Raw genomic sequence first — 18,853 nt, 5'->3', positions numbered from 1 at the left:
TTCATTTAAGCCCCTACCCTATTACTGCTTTTTTCCTCAATGGCTTACACTGTTCACCCTACCCCGCCGGCTCATTTGCCGGGTAGCCCAGAACGCTATGAGACTCGCCGCGGCGTGGTGCGACGCCTGCATAATCGGCGGATATGTATGGTGGTTACGCCGGAAGGGCATTACCAGCTGCAGATAGCTAAAGTACTAGCACCGGGCGAGGCTGCCGAAATGCGCCGCTTAGGGCATCGGGATACTATCGATGATTACGTGGTGCGGGACCGGGTACGGTACTCTGTTATTCAGCTCACGCCGGAAGCCTTTGAGGCGGTGGTGTGGTGCTGGCAAGAACTGCAGGCCCGGCAGCAGCGCAAGCGATAGTTTTTGCCGGCAAGCGTGGTGGAGCAGTTGCCTAGAGTCACCCAGGTGGTTCGCTGCTGCAGGGACTCTGCCATTTAATCTTTCACTTTTTACTTTCTACTACTATGCGCCAGTTTGTACCGGATGCGGAATCCATCACCGAGTTTTTTGGCGAGTTTGAGGCGCGGGGCTACCGGGTTGAGTTGGTAGAAACGCCGCAGTTAGGCGGCTACGCTCTGCGGATGCCGCTGGGGCCAGATAGCGAGGTCGTGCCGATGTTTCCGCTGCCAGCTGTTGAGATGCAGACTCCGGAGGATGCTCAGCGCTGGATGGAACGCCTGCGGGATGAACAGTTGAGCGAGTTTCGGTTTCTGTTGGGTCCTCACCCCCGGCCCCCTCTCCCGAAGAGAGGGGGAGCCAGGCGAAGCGGTAGGGATGCTTGATTTCGTAGACCTACAGTTGGCTACTGCCTTCCTTTGGTTCGGCAGGGCGGACGTCAGATGAAGCATGACGTGCTTTGTCGAGAGTTTTGGCTCACTTCGTGGCTTCATTTTGAAGTCCTTGCAGCAGGGCTTGTAGCCAGCTGAGGCTTTGGGTAACGGAGGGGGCTATGCGGTCGGCGGCGCTTAGGGGCTGGGCCATGGCCAGTGCCAGCCGGCTGGCCGTATGCTGCTGCATTTCGGTACGGAGGATGGCTTGCAACCGTTGGTGCAGCGGAGCGGACGAGGCCACCAGCGCCCTTAGCTCCTGACCAAGGACGTGGATGCCTACTAAGCGCATCAGGTCGGCGTCGGCGGTGGTGTCCATGGCCTCCAGCAGCTCATAGTGGTGAGTGAGAATGTCGTCGGTGATAAGCTCGTGGAAGTGCTCCAGAATTAGGCGCAGGTCGGTGCCGTCTTTGCCGCGCTGTTCGGGCCGGTCGTCCCAAGCCAACATTTTGAGCCCGACCAAGCCGGGCAGGGTGACGGCCTGCCAAGTGATATCCTCAGTGATTTTGACGGGTTCGGCCTGGGCCAGCACTTCGGCCAGCCCTACCACGGAAATCTGGGTCAGGCCTTTCCCGACTACCCGTACCCGGCCCTCGGCATCGGCAATGCCGCCGAAAGGCATCAGGTCGACTTCTACACCAGTAGGCTGGTGGATAAGGCAAAAGGCGCTGCTGGCTGGGGCGTGAAATTGCTCATGCGTGATCAGCCAGTCACGCAGCTCCTCGTACTCGGCCTGGTGCGCAATGAGCACGGCCAGATCAATATCCTTGGTGCGACGCCGGGAGCCAGCTTCCAGCGTCGCATCCAGCCACAGGTCGCGGGCCACGGCGCCAACCAGAAAGAACTCCAGGCCCAGTTGCTGTAGGCCGCGCGTGAGGGCGGGCAGCACGCGGTCGAGACCCGTAGCAAAGCGCCTTTCAGGCAGAATGTTGGATATATCGAGCATAGAGTTTCTGCGCTACCTCGCGGTTGCGGGCGTCGCCGCTTAGTAGTAGGTCGGCATACACCAGCAGAGGGGGAACGTAGGCGCTGGTAGGCTGAGTGAAGTTCAGTCGGTTGTCGAAGGGCGGCAGTACTTCCACGTTGCCGGTGGGGTCGGGAATGAGACGCAACTGGCGCATGAGCGCGGGGCGGGTGGCGGTGCTGTAGAGGGTGAAGAACTCAGGCAGCAGGTAGCCATCGAGCAACAGGGCTGCCGCTGGCTCCCCGCCCCAATGGGTATCGGCACCCAGGGGTACGTTTTGCCAGCCGCCAGCGGCCTGCTCGGCAGCCCAGCGGTAGCGCTGGGCCGGCAGGCGGGGTCGCAAGGTATCGCCGTAGCCTTCCACCCAGCGCCGGACCAAGTCATCCAGACGCAGCAGCTGCCGCGGCTCCTCGTCGAGCAAGTAACCCTGCTGAATGAGGTCGCGCATGATGAGACCCACCGTGGCCACTGGCGTTTCGGTGCGCAGAGCAATGGCACGGTAGGGCTGCCGGACTAGGTCGCGTTCAGTGAGCAGGTGGAAAAGCACGCGTAGGCCGCTTCTACGGAAGGCGCGGCCGGAGGCTGGATCGGCTTCGGGCTTGGCTTTGCGAGGCTTGGGTTGGCCTTGTACCAGCACGAACAGTTCGGCGTCGGGGTGATGGAGCCATGCGTTGCCAGCGGCGTCGGCGTAACAGAGACCTTGGCGGCGCATTTCCCGCCCAGCTTCTTCGGTTACGTAGGGCAGCAGCAGCAGCCAGGGGCGGCCAGGCAGATGCGGCGTTAGAGCGAGCAGCGGGGTGAACTTCGGCAGGTACACGTCTTTGGCTTCAACGGTGAAGATGGCCTGCTTGCCGATGGTCAGCGTGTGCTGGTGCGGCCCGTCCGTGGCTGCTCGGATTGGCAGTTTCTTGCTTAGCAGATCTTTCAGTACTGCTTTGACCTGGCCAATTAAGAGCGGCGCCAACGCTGTTTGTCTATCTTTTTTCACTTGTCTATTTTGTGTAGACAAGTTAGTAAAAGTAGACAAAGCTCTGAACGTTTACTCTAATATTTAATCAGTATAAGATATTGAGGGTAACTCTACAGGTGGTGCAGTGAAACGAGTTTGTAGCTTATCGTAAACTTCACCAGACATCCAAGCTGATACAGCTTTGCGAAACTTATCGTCTGCTACAAACCGTGAGAAGATGTCAACATTCTGGTCCATGCGCTCGATGAACAGTGTCTCGAGCAGAGAGGAGAATACTAAAGCAAATTTTTCTTGTGGGTTGGCTTGCGCAGCTTGAATGAGTCCTTCGTGTGTGAGAGCTACCTCTACAATCTGATCGAAAAAAAGCTGATCGGCATCGGTGAATTCGGTTCCAAACCGCTCATTCATTAGGTCGATGAGTCGAGACAAGGCCATTGGCTCCTCAATTATGGAACGGGTCCCAGTTTCGGTAGGCCCGTCGAGTGCTTGGCCGCGGTAGTCCTTGAGCACAATAGCGCCCTCACTTATCTTCTGCAGGCGGTAATACTGCAGGCGCACTTCTTCATCAAAGGAGTACAGTGGCTCAGATGGGCGCTTTGGCAGCTTGAGCACCAGGTAACGCAAGAAGGTGTACAACCGCTCCAAGTCGGAATCCTGAAAAGGAATAACCTGGCTGAGAAAGGTATACAGATTTAGATACGCCTGCACGTTTTTACGCCACAACTCGGCTTCTTCCTGATGTGCTTTGAGCAGAACACGGAAGCGGTCAACAGCTGGGTCAAGCAGGGCATTCAGTGTGCGGTGTGCAGACGGATGTAGTCGGCTTACACCCTTGCAGAAGACACGGATGAACTCGGATAACTCTTCAGCGTGATAAACACTGGACTCATCGGCAAAGGCTTTCAGCGCATACAAGCGGCTGGCATCGGCTTCTTCGCCCATCGTGGCGCCTTCGTAGTAATCGGCAAACGCATTGCGGATTTCCTCCCGGTCGTTAACAAAGTCAAGTACAAAGGTGTCTTCTTTGAGCGGGTGGGTGCGGTTGAGGCGGCTTATCGTTTGAACGGCCTGGATGCCGGAGAGGCGCCGGTCGACGAACATGGTATGGAGCAGCGGCTGATCGAAACCCGTTTGGTATTTCTCAGCCACCAGCAATACCTGGTATTCTGATGAGTCGAAAGCCTCCGGCAGCTCCTTTTCGGGCAAGCCGCCGTTCATGGCTACTTCGGTGTAGCTCACGTCGGGAAGCTTGTCGTCGGCGACAGAACCGGAAAAGGCCACCAGAGACTTGATGGCGTAGCCATGTTCCCGGATATAAACATCGAAATGCTGCTTGTAGCGCACGGCGGCAAGGCGCGAATCAGTAACCACCATGGCCTTGGCCTGGCCCCCGATGCGGTGGCGAGTGGTAGCATGAAAGTGCTCTACCATGATGGCCGTTTTTTGCGCGATGTTGTGCGGATGCAGGCGCATGTGCCGGGTGAGGGCACGAGCAGCGCGGCGGCGGTCGAGGCTGGGGTCTTCCTCGGAAGCCTTGAGCAGTTTGAAGTAGGTAGCGTAAGTGGTATACGACTTCAGCACATCGAGAATAAATCCTTCTTCGATGGCTTGGCGCATGGAGTAGCGGTCAAACGGCAGCTTGTCGCGCCCAAATACGGCTAAGGTGCGGTGCTTAGGAGTAGCGGTGAAGGCGAAGAAGCTTAGATTGGGCTGCCGGCCGCGACGGGCCATCTGCTCGTAAATGGCTAATACATCTTCTGCCCGGTCTTCGGCGGCAAGGCGCTGCGCTTCGGCCTGCATTGCGGTACCAGCTAATACCCCCCTCAACTCAGTGGCGGCGTCGCCGCTTTGCGAGGAGTGGGCTTCATCAACGATAACGGCGTAGCGCTTAGTAGGCAAAGCACCGGTGGCGGTGGGAGCAATATGGTAACGTTGCTCTTTCTTACGGGTACGCGTTCCGGATTTTGGCTGAGGAGCGGCTGCTTCCTCGTTGGCCCGAATCAAGTGGCGGGTTACGAACGGGAACTTCTGAAGCGTAGTGATGATGACGGGCACACCGCTTTGGAGGGCAGCCGTTAGCTGGGCCGAGTCGTCATCTATCTTCTGCACCACTCCCTGCCGGTGCTCAAACTGGTAGATGGTATCCTGAAGCTGCCGGTCGAGCACGGTACGATCGGTTACTACGACTACGCCATCGAAGATGGGCTGTGCGCCGGCGGCATCGTGCAGGGAGGCCAGCCGATGGGCTAGCCAGGCAATGGTATTACTCTTGCCCGAGCCGGCGGAATGCTCGATGAGGTAGTTGTGGCCAAGACCTTCCAACTGGGCCGCGGCGAGCAGGTTGAGCACCGCGCGGCGCTGGTGGTAACGCGGGAACACCAGGATTTCTCGTTTGGCCCGGCGGCCGTCTTTGCCGCGCTTTTCTTCAATTTGAAGGTGGAGGAAGCGGGCCAGCAGTTCAAGCAAGGAGTGGCGCTCCAGCACGTCTTCCCATAGGTAAGCCGTGCGGAGGGCGCGGCCGGTGGAGTTGGGCGGGTTGCCGGCGCCGCCCTCGTGCCCTTGGTTGAAAGGCAGGAAGTGGGTGGCTTCGCCGGCCAGCCGCGTGGCGAGCCAAACCACTTCGGTATCGACGGCGAAGTGAACGAGGGTGCGCCGCTTAAACTCGAATAGCAGTTCGCGGGGGTCCCGGTCGCGGCGGTACTGACGGAGGGCGTCTTCGGCGGTTTGGCCGGTGAAAGGGTTCTTCAGCTCCAGCGTAGCTACGGGCAAGCCGTTGAGCGACAGCACCACATCAAGGCTTTTGGCGCGGTCGCGGACGCTATAGTGGAGTTGATGGGTGAGGCCCAGGCGGTTGGCGGCGTAGTTGCGGGAAAGATCGGGGTTTAGCTCGTGGGCAGCCCGAAACCATGCTACACGAAGAGTGCGACCGTAGCATTTGAAGCCGTGGCGTAGCGTAGCGAGGCAACCATGTTGGTCGAGCCAGCGGGTGAGGTCGTCCAGGATCTGAATTTCCATGCGCGGCCCCAGCAGCTTGCTTAGCTTTTCCCACTCTTGCGACTGGGTTTGCTGAATAAAGCCTAGCACTTCCTGCGGGAAGAATGCCCGTACCGCGTCATAGCCGGCCGCTGGCAACGACGTGTAGCCGTGCGCTAGCAGGTGAGCTTCTAGCTCAGTTTCGAAGGCGGCTTCGGAAGTAATACGGTGTAGCATACGCAGATCAATTACCGGGTTTGTTGACTAATGGACTTGATGTGGTTTTTCAAGGCGTCTACCACGACGAATAGAAATGGGTCTAATTGTCCTGTCTGCTTTTCTAACGTAGCTAGAACAGCCCTTGCATCGGCTAAGTCGAGCAGCTTGCCATTCTTTTTCTGTAAAGTACCATGAATAGCCTGACGGCGATACTGCTTCAACTGTTTTTCATTCAACCCCAAGTGCTCAATGGTTTGTTGAGCAGCTTCACTGCTTCGTGGCTTGACAGTACCATCGTAAGTGAAGTAAAATTTTTGCTCACAACCCGCTTGCAGTGGAGAAATGAAGCTCCCAACTTCTGCCGGGTCGGGCCAACTGCCTTTGCGCACTGCCCCGAAAAGACAACTAGTACCAGGTTTTGGATAGCAGGCTACCAAGTTGTTGTAATCAACATCTTCTCCGCTGCCTAGTTCGCAATGAGTCTGTGCTTTTACGTGCTCAATGTGGCAACTAGCAGCATCAATTTTTACGCCTGTGTACGCGCATAAACCTCCTTGTTCCTTTAGTAGAGACTTGACCACAGCCTCTCGGAGGCCTGGCGCTTGCTTCATGCTGTCGTAGTTAAACCATTCTGTCCCTGCTACCTTCTTCCTCCATGCTGCTAGTACTGCAGGCTGCTTATTTTTTGTGATTTTTCTCATGCTCAATAAGGGCACGGTAAGAATTGAGGCTAGCTTCCAAGCGCACACCTTCGCTATCAAGGCCGTGCAGCATCGTTTTCAACTTCTTTAATAAAGAGCCCGCTTTGCGTAAGTGCCCCTTGCCGATGGCTATATCAATAACATCAATCAGATCTTGGCTTTCGGCAGAGCGAGATGGAACGCCCATGATGTATTCTAGGACAGAATTGGCATCAAGTCCATAGGCTTGGTTGATTTCTTGAGTCTGGCTATCGAGCGTCAGCAAGGTTACGCGATTAGGCTCTACCTCTCCGAGTGTCTGAGCCGAGTGCGTGGATGCAATAAACTGGCACTGTGGGAACGTGGCTTCCAGTCGCTGCACCACGTCGCGCTGCCAGCCGGGGTGAAGATGCAAATCCAACTCATCAATCAGCACAACGGCTTGGCCTTCGCGGATGGGGTCTTGCAAATGGGGATTGGCGAGATAGAGCCGGCGGGCCAAGTCCAAGACCAAGGCAAGAATGCTACGTTCTCCGTCGGAGAGCTGTTTTATGCTGAGTTGGTGGCTATTTTTGGTGATGAGCAATTGCCGGTCATCGTCGGGTGGGGCTAGCTGTAAATCCTGGCAGTTGGTTAAGAAGGTAGCCACCACTTGATTAAATACGCTGGCCAATTCATCTACCGTGGCAGCATCGGCACGCTCGGTAGCTAGCACCTGACGGAGGCGCCACCAGTCGGCAAAGGCTTTGATGCTGAATGCCCGCTCATTGTCCAGCGCTTCGACGTAAGCCGGCTGTTGGGTGCGCCCAACTTTGGCGGTTTCGTTGTTAGTGAGGGAGCGGTGAGGAGAATAGTACACAGCCAGTGGCATAGGCCGCCCCTCTCGCAGACATTGCCGCACTGTTCTTAGCCGGTCGTCCTGCTCATTGAGCGGCGACTTGGTCGGGGGCATCACCAGCGGAACAGAGGGCGGCGTGTTGGGAGCTGCCAGGTACAGGTTAGCCACGTCGGGTGTTTCGATAACCTTGGCCCGGTCGCCGCGCACGGGGCCGGACTCGGGCACGTATGCTTCTGCTTTGCGGTCGATGGCGTACCGGAAAGGGAACTGTACTACCTGCCCGGTAAGCTGCACCACCAAGGAGGCTTCGCCCTGCGTAATATCGTCCTTGCTGAACGCATGGCCGCGCACCCCAGTGGATACGAATTGCGGCAGCAACTGCGAGAGTAACACGCGTAGCGCATCCAAAGCAGTTGATTTACCTACGCCGTTCACGCCTACCAGCAAATGCACGCCCGGTTGGCCGAGGAAATCAAACTGGGCCGTGCGAAACGCCCGCATGTTTGAGAGTTCTAGCTTATGCAGATACATCAGCGGTAGTAGATAAAGTGAGTTGGCCAGTCACAGCAGCCGAAATAAGGGAAGACCGTTTTTGCTGAAGCAAGGTGAGGCTAGACTCAATCTCTTTTTTTAGATTGTTTATCTCACTAAGAACAACTTTCAAATAACGAACAATGGACTTTTGCTCTTCCAATTCAGGCAGTGGAACAAGAATATCAGCGTATTTTTCAGCACTAAAGTTTGGAATTGTTGCTTGAATAATTCCTTCCTGAACTTGCATCCAATAAGCTGGCGACTGAGCAAAGTAATATATGAAATCAGGAAGCACCTTCTTCAAATTGCTTCTCATTCGGATGAGATACCCTGCAAAACAAGCTGTACCCCAGCTTTTTCTATAGATAAATGTTTTACCTACTGTTGCACCGCTCCTTGCGAACAGTATATCCCCTTCTTTTAATATGTAAGGAGCTGCTATATCAGGTGACAATGACCTAAAAGTATCTTCCTTCAGATTACCATTTTCGTCAATATCGGTAATACGAACAAAACGAGGATGATCGGGATTTTCTTCATCTGCAGCCTCATTTGCACCATAATCCAATCGTTCCACAGCTAAGAACTTTAACCGCACAACCTGCCAATGCGCCGGGATACTACTGAACCAAGAGACGTCAGAGTCGCGTCGCGACACCTGAGCATCGAGGCCCTGCATAACGGCGCGAGCAATAACAGCGCGGCGCTTTTCCTCCAAGAGTTCAAGCTGCCTTCGGCGGGCAGCGGTTAATTGGTCGAGGCGCTGTAATTCGTAGTCAAGGAAATCGGCAATGGCTTCTTGCTGGACCAATGTGGGGACTGGTACAGGAATTTCACCTAGGTCAGAAGCATTAATAGCAGGATAGCTCACTCCAACGGAGCGTACTTGCACTTCAGCAATAAATGAGACTTCCCGCAATACGTATTTGCAGAAGCGCGGCAATAATACCTCTGGGCGCGGCCTGATAACAGCAAACCCGGTGGAGACAATCAAATTCTCAGCTGGATGCTCAATGGCGGCAATGGCCAGCAAGTAGGTTCGGACCGTGGAAATAATTACGTCACCGTGCCGTACTTGGCGACGAGCACGGCTGGGAGCTTTATCAAATGTGTAGGGGGTTACCTCCAGAATGTCTCCGGTGGATGTCACGTTACCAATATCTAGGTATTGCAGCTCGTAGTCCTGTGGCGTTGTTTCGGGCAGAGCTTCGTCGTTGATAGTGGCTGCGTATTTCAACCGTCGTCTCGGGAATGCATTTTTCATCCAGCTGCCTCCGTCATCAATGCCAGAATTTCCTTTTCTACCGCCGTCAATTCTTTATTAATCTCCGTTAATGATCTAGCGTTTTTGAACTCGTAGAAATACCGATTGAAATTTATTTCATAGCCGACCTTATCCTTTTCCCGGTCGAGCCAGGCATCGGGCACGTGCGGCAGTACTTCGCGGGCGAAATAGGCATCTACCTCTTCATCAAGGGCGATATTTTCATAATCTCGCAGATCGGCATCGGGTTCGTAGCGCACTTTCACTTTGGCAGAACTTGCAAACAGCCCCGTTGCGGCTAGGTCGTTGCCGGCAAACCAGCCCGCGTGGCGGTCAGTGGTGCTCAGTTCGTCGCGCAAGGGCTTGGCGGGGCCTGTCAACACGGGTACGGCTGCTGGGTCGCGCTCGGTGCACACAGTTCGGAATAGCTTTACTTCGGGACCGCGCCACTTACTCCCCCGCTGCTGCAGCACAGTTTGAACCGTGTTCCACACCGTATTCCAGTTGAGAGAAGGCCCGCGGCCGAGGGCTTGGTCGAGGGCCTGCACGTCGTCGAGCAAATAGGGGCACGCTTCCAGGAAGCTAGCTTTGCGCTCAAACGTGAGCTGAAAGCGCAGGCGCAAGGGCCGCTCCACCGTAAGGCGTCGGTAGCCGAATGCTTCGCGGGGAAAGATATGCGAATATGTGTTCTCGGTGAAGTCGGCGTATAGCTTCACAATCTGCGCTACCTGATCAGGTTCACCTTCTATTTTGCCTTCTCCTATTTTGCGCCGTTTGCTGCCCAGCGAACGGCGTAAGGGTAACGCCAGCTCGCGGGCATCGAGCAGCTGAATCTTGCCTTTCCGGTCGTCGGACTTACGGTTGCTGAGCACCCACACGTAGGTGGCAATTGAAGTGTTGTAAAAAAGCTGATCGGGCAACGCAATGATGGCTTCCAGCCAGTCATTTTCTTCGATTATCCACCGACGAATGTCGCTTTCACCCGAGCCGGCTCCACCTGAAAACAGCGGCGAACCGCTGAATACCACCGCTAGGCGCGAACCACCCTGCTTGCCTACGGGTTCCTCCGGGTTGTAGGGCTGCATCTTGTGCAGCATGTGCTGTAAGAAAAGGAAAGAACCGTCGCTTACACGGGGCATACCTGCGCCAAAGCGCCCTCTGTACCCATCTTTCTCGTGCTCGTGCTTGACAAACTGCTGCTGGCGCTTCCAGTCAACTCCGTAGGGCGGGTTGGCTAGAAAATAGTCGAATTTCTGGCCCTCAAACTTGTCATGCGTGAGGGTGTCGGCGTATTCGATGGTGCTTTCCTGACTGTGCTTCCGGTTGAGCTTGGCTTCTTTTCCACTCCCAATAGGGTCGGCTTTGATGAGCTGGTCGGAAGCGGCTATGGCGTAAGCCCGCGGGTTGAACTCCTGGCCGTACACGTATACGTGCGCGTCGCTGTTGTAGGCGGCCACGTGGCGCTGCACCTCGGCCAACATACCACCCGTGCCACAGGTCGGGTCCAATACTTTGATGACGGTACCGGGGCGCTGCAGCACGGCATCGTCGGGGGTCAACAGGATATCCACGAGTAGATGCACTACGTCGCGGGGCGTGAAGTAGTCGCCAGCAGTTTCGTTGGCTTGTTCGTTGAAGCGCCGGATAAGGTCTTCGAAGAGCAAGCCCATCTGGATGTTGTCTACCCGGTCGGGGTGCAAGTCAAGCCTAGCAAACTCCTTTACGATAAGGTAAAGAATGTTGGCTTCGTACATCTTCTGGATTTCCTTGTCGAACTCGAACTTCTCGAAGATGTCCTGCACATTCTGCGAGAATCCGCGGATGTACTGGTTTAGGTGAATCTGGATGTTATCGGAGTCGTTCCTTAGCGTCTCAAAGCTGAGTGGAGAATGGTTGTGGAAGCGTTGCCCAGCCAAGGAGTTAAGAAGGCCGTCGGGAATGGGCTTGCCGGCAGCCTCCAGGCGATTGTACTCGGCTACAACCCGGTCTTTGTTTTTTTCCAGTACACAATCGAAGCGGCGCAGCACGGTGAGCGGAAGCATCACCCGCTCGTACTGCGGCGGGCGGTAGGGGCCGCGCAGCAAGTCGGCGATGCTCCAGATGAAGTTGCTGATTTCCTGATGTGAGGGCATAAGCAGTAGCTGCGGTAAAGCAAATCAAAAGTTAAAGGTAATAACTGGGTAGCGGCCTTATGGTGGTTATTATTTCGCCGAAACAACCCGGAGCAATCATCGGCAGGGTACGTCCCTGATTAGCAGCTGCTTCGAAGCTTCCTCCTTCCAAGCAGCTAAAATCAGCTCTGTTTCGTGCTTGCTAGCTCCTGGTTTTCGCTCAATATTGGCAGCATGTATATCTGGGTTCCATTCTTCCAAGAGCTAGGCCAGAAGCTAGCCGACTACGAAACCAATCAGCCGCAGCTAGTGGCACTGCTGCAACAAGCTGGCGTTAAGCCTGGTGACGATCAATATTCCGACGGCAGCACGGCGTCGCTGCAGGAGATGGACCCGTTCACTTTTTTGGCTCTGTGCACCAAGTATGGCAAGACCAAGCAGCTGCAGATACTGGCGGCGCTGCGGGAGCTAATGGGGTTGAGTAATCCTGCTCCTAATGACACGGACGGTGTGCCCAACGCTCCAGCGCAGCAAGCTTGGCTATTTCGGTATGCCAAGGACCGCCAGCCCGGTGACGTGCCGCTGCTGTGGCTGCTGTACCACCAGGTGTAGGCCGGGCAGGTGAGTGAGGAAACTTTTAGCCAGGTGCTGGGTCTGCACGGGGTAGCTTGGCCGAAGCTGACACAGGGCCTCTGCGCGCTACAGCCAGCGGCCTATCTGCCGCTGAACAAGCAGACCCGTCCCTACTTGGCGGCGCATAGACTGAATTACTCGTTTGGGTCGTTTTCGGAGTATGCGGAGTACCAGCAGACGATTAGAGACACGTTGGGCCAGCCGTTGTTTGAAGTGTCGCACAAAGCGTATTTAGCCAACCAAGAAGCTACGAAGGAGGGCGACGCGGTGCCCGTGAAGGATAATGGCGAGGGCGAAGAAGACGAGCTGCTCCCGATGAGCGATGCGCCGACTTACTACTGCGTAGGTGCTTACTGGGAAGGCGACGACCAGACGGAGCGATTTGTGAAGGAAGGAATCTGGGAGAACGGATATGATGACAGATTCGTGGACCGCGTGAACGAAGTACCCGTAGGGGCGGCTATCGTCATCAAGTCGGCCTACGTACGCAAGCAGCAGGGGAAATACGTTTCGGCCATGAACATCAAGGCGCGGGGCCGGGTAACAACCAACCCGCGTAATGGCAAGCTACTGGAGGTGGACTGGGAACTGGACTTTACGCCGTTTGAACTGATCAACAAGGGCAGCTACCGACTGACGATTCATGAACTGTGGCGCCCAGAGCATATTGCCGCCATGTTTGGGCTGCCGGTTACTTCTCCCCCCCTGCGGCCAGATAAGCTAGTGGTAGTAGAGCCCGTGGAGCGCGAGCTTCCGGAGAATGTGCCATATGAACTTAATACCATTCTGTACGGCCCACCCGGCACGGGTAAGACCTACCGCACGATTGAAATAGCGGCGCACATTGTTACTGGGGTCGAGGCGACGGACCACCAAACGGCTAAGAGCACGTTTGACCGGCTGCGCGGGTTGCAAGTAGAGTTTGTGACCTTCCACCAGAACTACACCTATGAGGACTTCGTGGTGGGCATCAAGCCGAGCCTGCAGGGCGGCGGCTTAGGGTTTGAGCGGCATGAGGGCGTATTTTACCGCATCTGCCAACGGGCCCGCGCCAACTATGACCACCCTACGGAGCCACTGCGGAATTATGTGCTGGTGATAGACGAGATAAACCGGGCCAACATGTCGCGGGTGCTGGGGGAGCTGATTACGTTGCTGGAAGAAGATAAGCGGCTGGGCGGCCTGAACGAGCTGACGGTGACGCTGCCCATGGCCGCACCGACGAACATTGGTGCCCTGGAAACCCTGGCGGTGCCGCCGAATCTGTTTGTGCTGGGCACGATGAACACGGCCGATAAGTCGATTGCGCTGCTGGATGTAGCGCTGCGGCGGCGGTTTGAGTTTGTGGGGCTATACCCGAATGAAGAGTTGGCGGAGCTTACGCCGCTAGCGCGCACAATTCTAAAGGAGCTAAACAAACAGCTGCTGGCCGTGAAGAAGTCGGCTGACTTCTTGGTGGGACATGCAATGTTCCTGAAAGATGACAAAGATCTGCCGCAGATGCTGAATAGGCAGGTAGTGCCGTTGCTGCTGGAGTACTTCGGCGGGCGCACCGACTATGTGAAGAAAGCCCTGACTACCGCCTTCGTGGGTACTACCCTGACGGTGGTAGAGAAAAGCTATCAGCTACGGGTAATCAGCCAAGCCGGATGAGCGGCGACATATTGCTGATTCGGGTGCCGGAGCACGGCACATCGGAAGCATCCCTGCCCGAGGACTTTGACCGGGCGGGGTTGCTTGCCTACCTGGAAGCGGTGTGGCAAAGCCGACGGTTGTTGGCTGAGGAAGATGCTTTGGGTGATATGGCAGCATCGTCGAATGGCGGCAAGCCGTTGCTGCAGTTGCTGCCCGATGGGCGGGTAAAAGCCCGTAACTACGTGGGCGTGGTGCAATGGGGAACGGTGCGCATTGAAGTGTACCCGAAGCTGTTTGGGGATGAGGCGCTGAGTAGCGGGCGTTGGTTCCGGCACGTGCTGTGGTGGCTGAGCTACTGCAGGCGGCTGCGGTTTCCGTTTACGGGTGTGGTCACGGAGCTTGAGGCAGTGACGGAGTTTCCAGAAGCGTTGATTGCCCAGTTTGCCCGGCTGGCGTATCAACTGGTGACGACGCAGCCCTCCTCGCAGTATCAGCAGGTGGAAGAGGCCTTGGCTTACCCAAGGGGCCGCTTGCAGGTAGCGGCTACCATACGCGAGAGTCTGCGGCATGGGCACTTCCATCGGATGGTGTACGTGCATGAGCCGTTTGTGCATGACAACCGGCTAAACCGGCTAATTCGCCACGTAGCCCGGCAACTACACAGTCAGTGCCGATTTGCAGAAACGGCGGAACTGCTGCAACAGGTGTTGTTTGTACTTGATGAGGTAAGCGACCAAGTGGCCACCGTGGCTGATTGCGACGCTCTACACCTGACGTCGCACTTTGGGGACTACGCGCAGTGCGTAGCTATGTGCCGGTTCTTCTTAGCGCATAGCTACCTGGACCTGGATACCTGGGATGGGCAAACCGCCTGTTGTTTGCTAGTGCCCATGGAGTATGTGTTCGAGGATTTTCTACGTGGCTTTCTAGAAACGCATCTGGGGACGGATTATGAGGTGGCCTATCAGTCGACGGGCTGGCTGACGGATGAAGGGGTGTTTCAGCTCAAGCCTGATTTGGTGCTGACGCACCGGTTATCGGGCAAGCAGGTATTGATAGATGCCAAATACAAGAAGCGTTACGGGCAAGAACAGGAACGGAAGGCGGGCATAGGCCAAGCCGACTTGTATCAGTTGGTTAGCTACGCGCTGCGGCGGGCGTGCCCCCGGGGCATACTGTTGTATCCGGGAGCCGATGGAAAAGCATTGCCGGAGCGGAAGCAGTTTACCGTTAGCTCGAAGCTTATGCCCGGAAACAACATCAAATTGTGGGCTGCTAGTATGCCGGTGTCGGGTGAGATAGATGCTGAAGCAACCTTGATAGCGGAGCTACAAGAGTTTTTGCGGAACTTGCTAACGGAGGTACTGAGTGGCTGAGCAGGCAGCTGAAGCCAACCATCTTACAACGACTATACGCTTTGGCTCACGTGAAACGAGCAATTTATTCCAATGCAGCTTACAGCCGAACAACAAGCAATTCTGACCGCTACAGGTGACTTAAAAATAAATGCTGTAGCCGGGAGCGGTAAGACAACTACCTTAATCGAATACGCTAAAGCCCAGCCGACCAGCACCCGTATACTTTATCTGGCTTTCAACAAAACGGTAAAGCAAGAGGCCGTGCGCAAGTTTGAAGTAGCAGGCCTTTCGAACGTGCAAGTGGAAACGGCACACTCCCTGGCGTATCGGCATGTGGTGCGTGGCAGCCGCTATGAGCTGCACCCCAAGCACAACTACAAAGCGCACGAGCTGGTGGAGCTGCTGAAGCTACCACGTGGCAACAAGGAAAACCGCCACCAAGAGTACGTGCTGGCGAATCACATTCTGAAGTTCATCACCTACTTCTGCAACAAAGCGGAAAGCAAGGTACAGGAGCTTGATTACCTGGCTACGGTGTCGGATGCGAAAGCCCGAGAGTTTGTCACGAAGCATTACGCGCTGATTGAGCGTAACTGCCGGGAGCTGCTGGCCCGTATGAAGCGGGCAGAGGTGCCTATTTCGCACGAATTCTACCTGAAGCTGTTTCAGCTCAGCCAGCCCAAGCTAGCGACCGACATCATCTTGTTTGACGAAGGCCAGGATGCGTCGGAAGTGATGTTGGATATTTTTTTCAAGCAAGCGGCTACGAAGGTGATTGTAGGCGATACGCACCAACAGATTTATGGCTGGCGGCACGCGGTCAATTCACTGGAGAAAACCAACTTTCAGGAGCGGCAGCTCAGTACCAGCTTTCGGTTTCAAGCCCCGATTGCGCAGCTGGCCACTCAAGTGTTGGCTTGGAAGACGAAGCTAGGCGAAGGGCCACAGCTGACCGTTACGGGAGCTGGCAAGGTGACGGGTGGCAATACGACGCGGGCGGTGATTGGGCGCACCAATTTGCAGCTACTGCTGAAGGCCATTGAATACGTGCGTCAGCATCGACAGCAATTGAAGCGCGTGTATTTTGAGGGACACATTCAGTCGTACACTTACGCCGATGAGGGAGCTAGCCTGTACGACGTGCTGGCGTTGTACAATGGGCGAAGCGCAACCATCAAAGACCCGCTGATTCGCAAGATGTCCAACATCGAGGAGCTAGCCGAGTATGCGGAACAGACAGAAGACAGGCAGCTGCAAATGCTCATTCAGATTGTCGAAGACTACGGCAATGAGGTAGTTGACCTGATTAAGGAGCTGAAGCGGCTACACGTGGCAGATGGTGCTCGCGACCAAGCTCAGCTGTACTTTTCGACGGTGCACCGTTGTAAAGGCTTGGAGTATGATGAGGTGCAACTTGCGCCAGACTTTATCACGCAGATGACCATTGATAAGCTGGCAGAGGAGTTCCGGACGGAAGCACCGGAGACTGGCTTTCGTGGCAAAGTGTTGGAGGAAATTAATCTACTGTACGTGGCGCTAACGCGGGCGCGCAAGCGGGTGTACGTACCAGCTGACAGTATGCCAACGGGCTTTCAGCCCCATGCAGATGTGCAGGTGATATACGGCAACAGTGGCACAGTGCTACTCGATCATCTGCAAACACCGACTATAGACGAATGGGGGAACCCACATCAGGCTCCCCCATCGTTGTTGTCGCTGCAAAAACGGCTAGATGCCAGCGGTAAATAGGTACAGCCGCGATACACACTGTGCCACTCTGCGACTTACTGTTCTACATCTGAAAACTCAAGCAGCGTGTTGCTTTCATCCACATAATAATTCTTAACCAATGTCCCACAAAAAGTATGACTTGCGCAAAAAACTCAGGAACGATAAGCGCCTTACTGCGACTAATCGTGCATTTGACCTCAAATTCCTGGAAGCCGAGATACACCAGGCTCGCTTGAATGGTACTAGCGAGAAGGATATAAGCGTTACCATTATAATCCCTCGTTTCAACAAAATATTCTTTAAGTTTTATGCAGATGCTAAAGAAGTAGCAGATACGTATAACTTATCAAATGATGAGCTTGAATGTTTCTTTGTATCTCAATGCAATAACCACGCTTTTTTTCTCCAACGAGGAATAGATAGAAAAGCTCAAAAATTAGATAAAGTGGAAAATAATTCTGGTGTTCATACAGAATACAGAAACACAAAGCTTAAGAGCAGTTTACCAAGAGGGGATTTCTATGCAGTGGATACAATAGATAACTCTGTTGATGCTATTGGTATGATAATTTCACATTATAGATTTTTAAGCAGGAGTAATACTGTAAATAAAACTTCTTTTAAAAAGGAAATTGTTTTAAACTCTTTGTTAGGCTTATATGAATCTTTGCTATCCACATCATCAGAGAAAACGTGTTATGACAAGTTAGTGTGGGAAGACAAACATGTTATAATAAAAAATGGTATTTATTCTATAAACCCCATCGAAAAAGAACCAATAGAATATATTGAGGTAGGCAAAGAAATAATTAAGTCAACTATTGATAGACATTTCTCCAAAGATTTAAATATTATTGAAGTTTCAGAATATGCAAAGAAATTTAGACTTAAAAGAAAAGAGATGCATATAGTCAGTGTAACCACTGAAAGGGGTTATCTGATACCAAATATAGCAAAAGGCTTTTCTGAAATTCATTTAAATTTTGATTTGCGCATACATTTTCAGCTATCTACTTATTATCAATTTTCTGAAGACATGTTATTACCAATAACCAAAACTCTCAGAGTAAAAGATATCACACTTATTTACGCAGAGCTTTGGGAGTTAGTATACATGGCTTTCAACTTGTCAGCAGATTGGCAAGTAAGTTCATCATCTGATTACCTATACCAAGCCCCATTTAGAATTAATAAATTTGTATTAATCAAATTTTTACAAGACAAAACATATTATAATGAGAATGAAATCATTGAATTTATTAAATTAATAACAAACGACACGGAAAGAGTAAGCTTTTGGAACAAACAGATGTTGGAACAAGGTGACGACTTGCTGTTTTGCATGTGGACTATCTGTAATTCACATTTTCTGTATTTGATAGATGAGTGGTTGAAATTTGGAGAATATCCGCTCACAGATAGAGGCACAATATTTCAAAATAATGTCAGAAATATCATAAGAGAATCAATCAAGGACAAAGGTTATTTTTGTGAAACTCATAGCTATGAATCCATAGCGCCTGATGCAACAAGTATAAATAAAAGAAAGAACGCGGATTTTATTTTTGAGCTAAGTGAATATATTCTAGTTTGCGAGGTTAAATGCATTAACTATCCACTTGAGTCGCGGGATGTATTTAACTTTTACAAACCTTTATACAAAGGTGTGGAACAAGTAAATGAAACCACTAAGTATATTGAAGAAAATAGGCATAAATTTATTGGTGTGCTTTCTGGCTTAAGAACAAAACCCATCATCAAGGCAGTAATAACGAACTACCCCTTAGTATCGGGTTCGTCAATTAGCGGAGTGCCATTAACTGATATAGCCCACATACATCATTATATAAAATATGGCGAGCTTGATCAAAGTGCTACTCAACCAACCACTAATGGCGCACAAGGCGCCGTTAATACAATGCGCACTAAGTTCTACTCAAATGAGAGGGAGTTTTGCGAGAATCTTCTTGAACATTTGACCAACCCTTTACCAGTTGAATCTCTCAAAAAAAGATTCATTTGGGAAGAGGTCTGGGTAAAACCTGATTTAATATTTGAGCAATTTAAGTATCAATAACAATGTTAATAAAATAAAGCTAATATGTAG

General features: G+C 53.2%; 12 protein-coding genes and 2 pseudogenes. 6 read left to right on the top strand and 8 right to left on the bottom strand.

Annotated features, from left to right (window positions below; all coding sequences use genetic code 11):
• Window positions 1–39 precede the first annotated feature (39 nt).
• Window positions 40–369: a hypothetical protein gene (locus ACYSMN_RS21925; RefSeq protein WP_488926059.1), complete on the top strand. Its 330-nt coding sequence runs from the start codon at window positions 40–42 to the stop codon at window positions 367–369.
• Between the two features lie 513 nt (window positions 370–882).
• Here ACYSMN_RS21925 and ACYSMN_RS21920 read toward each other — a convergent pair.
• The 8 genes and pseudogenes from ACYSMN_RS21920 to ACYSMN_RS21885 form a co-directional block, all read right to left on the bottom strand.
• Window positions 883–1,782 carry a nucleotidyl transferase AbiEii/AbiGii toxin family protein gene (locus ACYSMN_RS21920; protein ID WP_488926058.1) on the bottom strand — a complete coding sequence of 300 codons (900 nt, stop codon included), beginning with the start codon at window positions 1,780–1,782 and terminating at the stop codon, window positions 883–885.
• Window positions 1,754–2,788, bottom strand: a complete 1,035-nt coding sequence (locus tag ACYSMN_RS21915; protein WP_488926057.1) for a type IV toxin-antitoxin system AbiEi family antitoxin — start codon at window positions 2,786–2,788, stop codon at window positions 1,754–1,756. The genes ACYSMN_RS21920 and ACYSMN_RS21915 overlap by 29 nt, the downstream gene beginning before the upstream one ends.
• 63 nt (window positions 2,789–2,851) lie before the next feature.
• Window positions 2,852–3,988 (bottom strand): type I restriction enzyme subunit R domain-containing protein, encoded by a 1,137-nt coding sequence (locus ACYSMN_RS21910; protein ID WP_488926103.1) that lies wholly within the window; start codon window positions 3,986–3,988, stop codon window positions 2,852–2,854.
• A 369-nt stretch (window positions 3,989–4,357) separates the two neighbouring features.
• Window positions 4,358–5,785: pseudogene (locus tag ACYSMN_RS21905) on the bottom strand (type I restriction endonuclease); the annotation flags it as partial.
• Between the two features lie 206 nt (window positions 5,786–5,991).
• Complete coding sequence (locus ACYSMN_RS21900; RefSeq protein ID WP_488926056.1) at window positions 5,992–6,663, bottom strand: retron system putative HNH endonuclease; 672 nt, start codon at window positions 6,661–6,663, stop codon at window positions 5,992–5,994.
• Window positions 6,641–8,011 carry an AAA family ATPase gene (locus ACYSMN_RS21895; RefSeq protein WP_488926055.1) on the bottom strand — a complete coding sequence of 457 codons (1,371 nt, stop codon included), beginning with the start codon at window positions 8,009–8,011 and terminating at the stop codon, window positions 6,641–6,643. The genes ACYSMN_RS21900 and ACYSMN_RS21895 overlap by 23 nt, the downstream gene beginning before the upstream one ends.
• Entirely contained in the window at window positions 7,998–9,278 is a 1,281-nt protein-coding gene (locus ACYSMN_RS21890) for a restriction endonuclease subunit S (protein WP_488926054.1), read from the bottom strand. Before ACYSMN_RS21890 ends, ACYSMN_RS21895 begins: the two co-directional genes overlap by 14 nt.
• The gene (locus tag ACYSMN_RS21885) at window positions 9,275–11,410 is read right to left on the bottom strand and encodes a type I restriction-modification system subunit M (protein ID WP_488926053.1); all 2,136 of its coding nucleotides are present in this window, start codon (window positions 11,408–11,410) and stop codon (window positions 9,275–9,277) included. The genes ACYSMN_RS21890 and ACYSMN_RS21885 overlap by 4 nt, the downstream gene beginning before the upstream one ends.
• 213 nt (window positions 11,411–11,623) lie before the next feature.
• On the opposite strand from ACYSMN_RS21885, the pseudogene ACYSMN_RS21880 reads away from it, so the two are divergent.
• The 5 genes and pseudogenes from ACYSMN_RS21880 to ACYSMN_RS21860 form a co-directional block, all read left to right on the top strand.
• Window positions 11,624–12,241, top strand: a pseudogene (locus tag ACYSMN_RS21880) (hypothetical protein); the annotation flags it as partial.
• Between the two features lie 96 nt (window positions 12,242–12,337).
• Window positions 12,338–13,675 (top strand): McrB family protein, encoded by a 1,338-nt coding sequence (locus ACYSMN_RS21875; RefSeq protein WP_488926102.1) that lies wholly within the window; start codon window positions 12,338–12,340, stop codon window positions 13,673–13,675.
• Complete coding sequence (locus ACYSMN_RS21870; protein ID WP_488926052.1) at window positions 13,672–15,033, top strand: McrC family protein; 1,362 nt, start codon at window positions 13,672–13,674, stop codon at window positions 15,031–15,033. The genes ACYSMN_RS21875 and ACYSMN_RS21870 overlap by 4 nt, the downstream gene beginning before the upstream one ends.
• Window positions 15,034–15,105: 72 nt before the next feature.
• Window positions 15,106–16,764 (top strand): UvrD-helicase domain-containing protein, encoded by a 1,659-nt coding sequence (locus ACYSMN_RS21865; RefSeq protein WP_488926051.1) that lies wholly within the window; start codon window positions 15,106–15,108, stop codon window positions 16,762–16,764.
• Between the two features lie 100 nt (window positions 16,765–16,864).
• The gene (locus ACYSMN_RS21860; protein WP_488926050.1) at window positions 16,865–18,823 is read left to right on the top strand and encodes a hypothetical protein; all 1,959 of its coding nucleotides are present in this window, start codon (window positions 16,865–16,867) and stop codon (window positions 18,821–18,823) included.
• Window positions 18,824–18,853 lie beyond the last annotated feature (30 nt).

It is taken from the genome of Hymenobacter sp. M1-2, assembly GCF_057808495.1.
This window is presented reverse-complemented; position numbering and strand designations above follow the sequence as displayed.

Excerpts from the sequence above, each read along its gene's own strand:
- ACYSMN_RS21925 (WP_488926059.1), top strand. The coding sequence starts at position 40 with ATGGCTTACACTGTTCACCCTACCCCGCCGGCTCATTTGCCGGGTAGC.
- ACYSMN_RS21920 (WP_488926058.1), bottom strand. The coding sequence starts at position 1,782 with ATGCTCGATATATCCAACATTCTGCCTGAAAGGCGCTTTGCTACGGGT.
- ACYSMN_RS21910 (WP_488926103.1), bottom strand. The coding sequence starts at position 3,988 with ATGAACGGCGGCTTGCCCGAAAAGGAGCTGCCGGAGGCTTTCGACTCA.
- ACYSMN_RS21900 (WP_488926056.1), bottom strand. The coding sequence starts at position 6,663 with ATGAGAAAAATCACAAAAAATAAGCAGCCTGCAGTACTAGCAGCATGG.
- ACYSMN_RS21895 (WP_488926055.1), bottom strand. The coding sequence starts at position 8,011 with ATGTATCTGCATAAGCTAGAACTCTCAAACATGCGGGCGTTTCGCACG.
- ACYSMN_RS21890 (WP_488926054.1), bottom strand. The coding sequence starts at position 9,278 with ATGAAAAATGCATTCCCGAGACGACGGTTGAAATACGCAGCCACTATC.
- ACYSMN_RS21885 (WP_488926053.1), bottom strand. The coding sequence starts at position 11,410 with ATGCCCTCACATCAGGAAATCAGCAACTTCATCTGGAGCATCGCCGAC.
- ACYSMN_RS21875 (WP_488926102.1), top strand. The coding sequence starts at position 12,338 with ATGAGCGATGCGCCGACTTACTACTGCGTAGGTGCTTACTGGGAAGGC.
- ACYSMN_RS21870 (WP_488926052.1), top strand. The coding sequence starts at position 13,672 with ATGAGCGGCGACATATTGCTGATTCGGGTGCCGGAGCACGGCACATCG.
- ACYSMN_RS21865 (WP_488926051.1), top strand. The coding sequence starts at position 15,106 with ATGCAGCTTACAGCCGAACAACAAGCAATTCTGACCGCTACAGGTGAC.
- ACYSMN_RS21860 (WP_488926050.1), top strand. The coding sequence starts at position 16,865 with ATGTCCCACAAAAAGTATGACTTGCGCAAAAAACTCAGGAACGATAAG.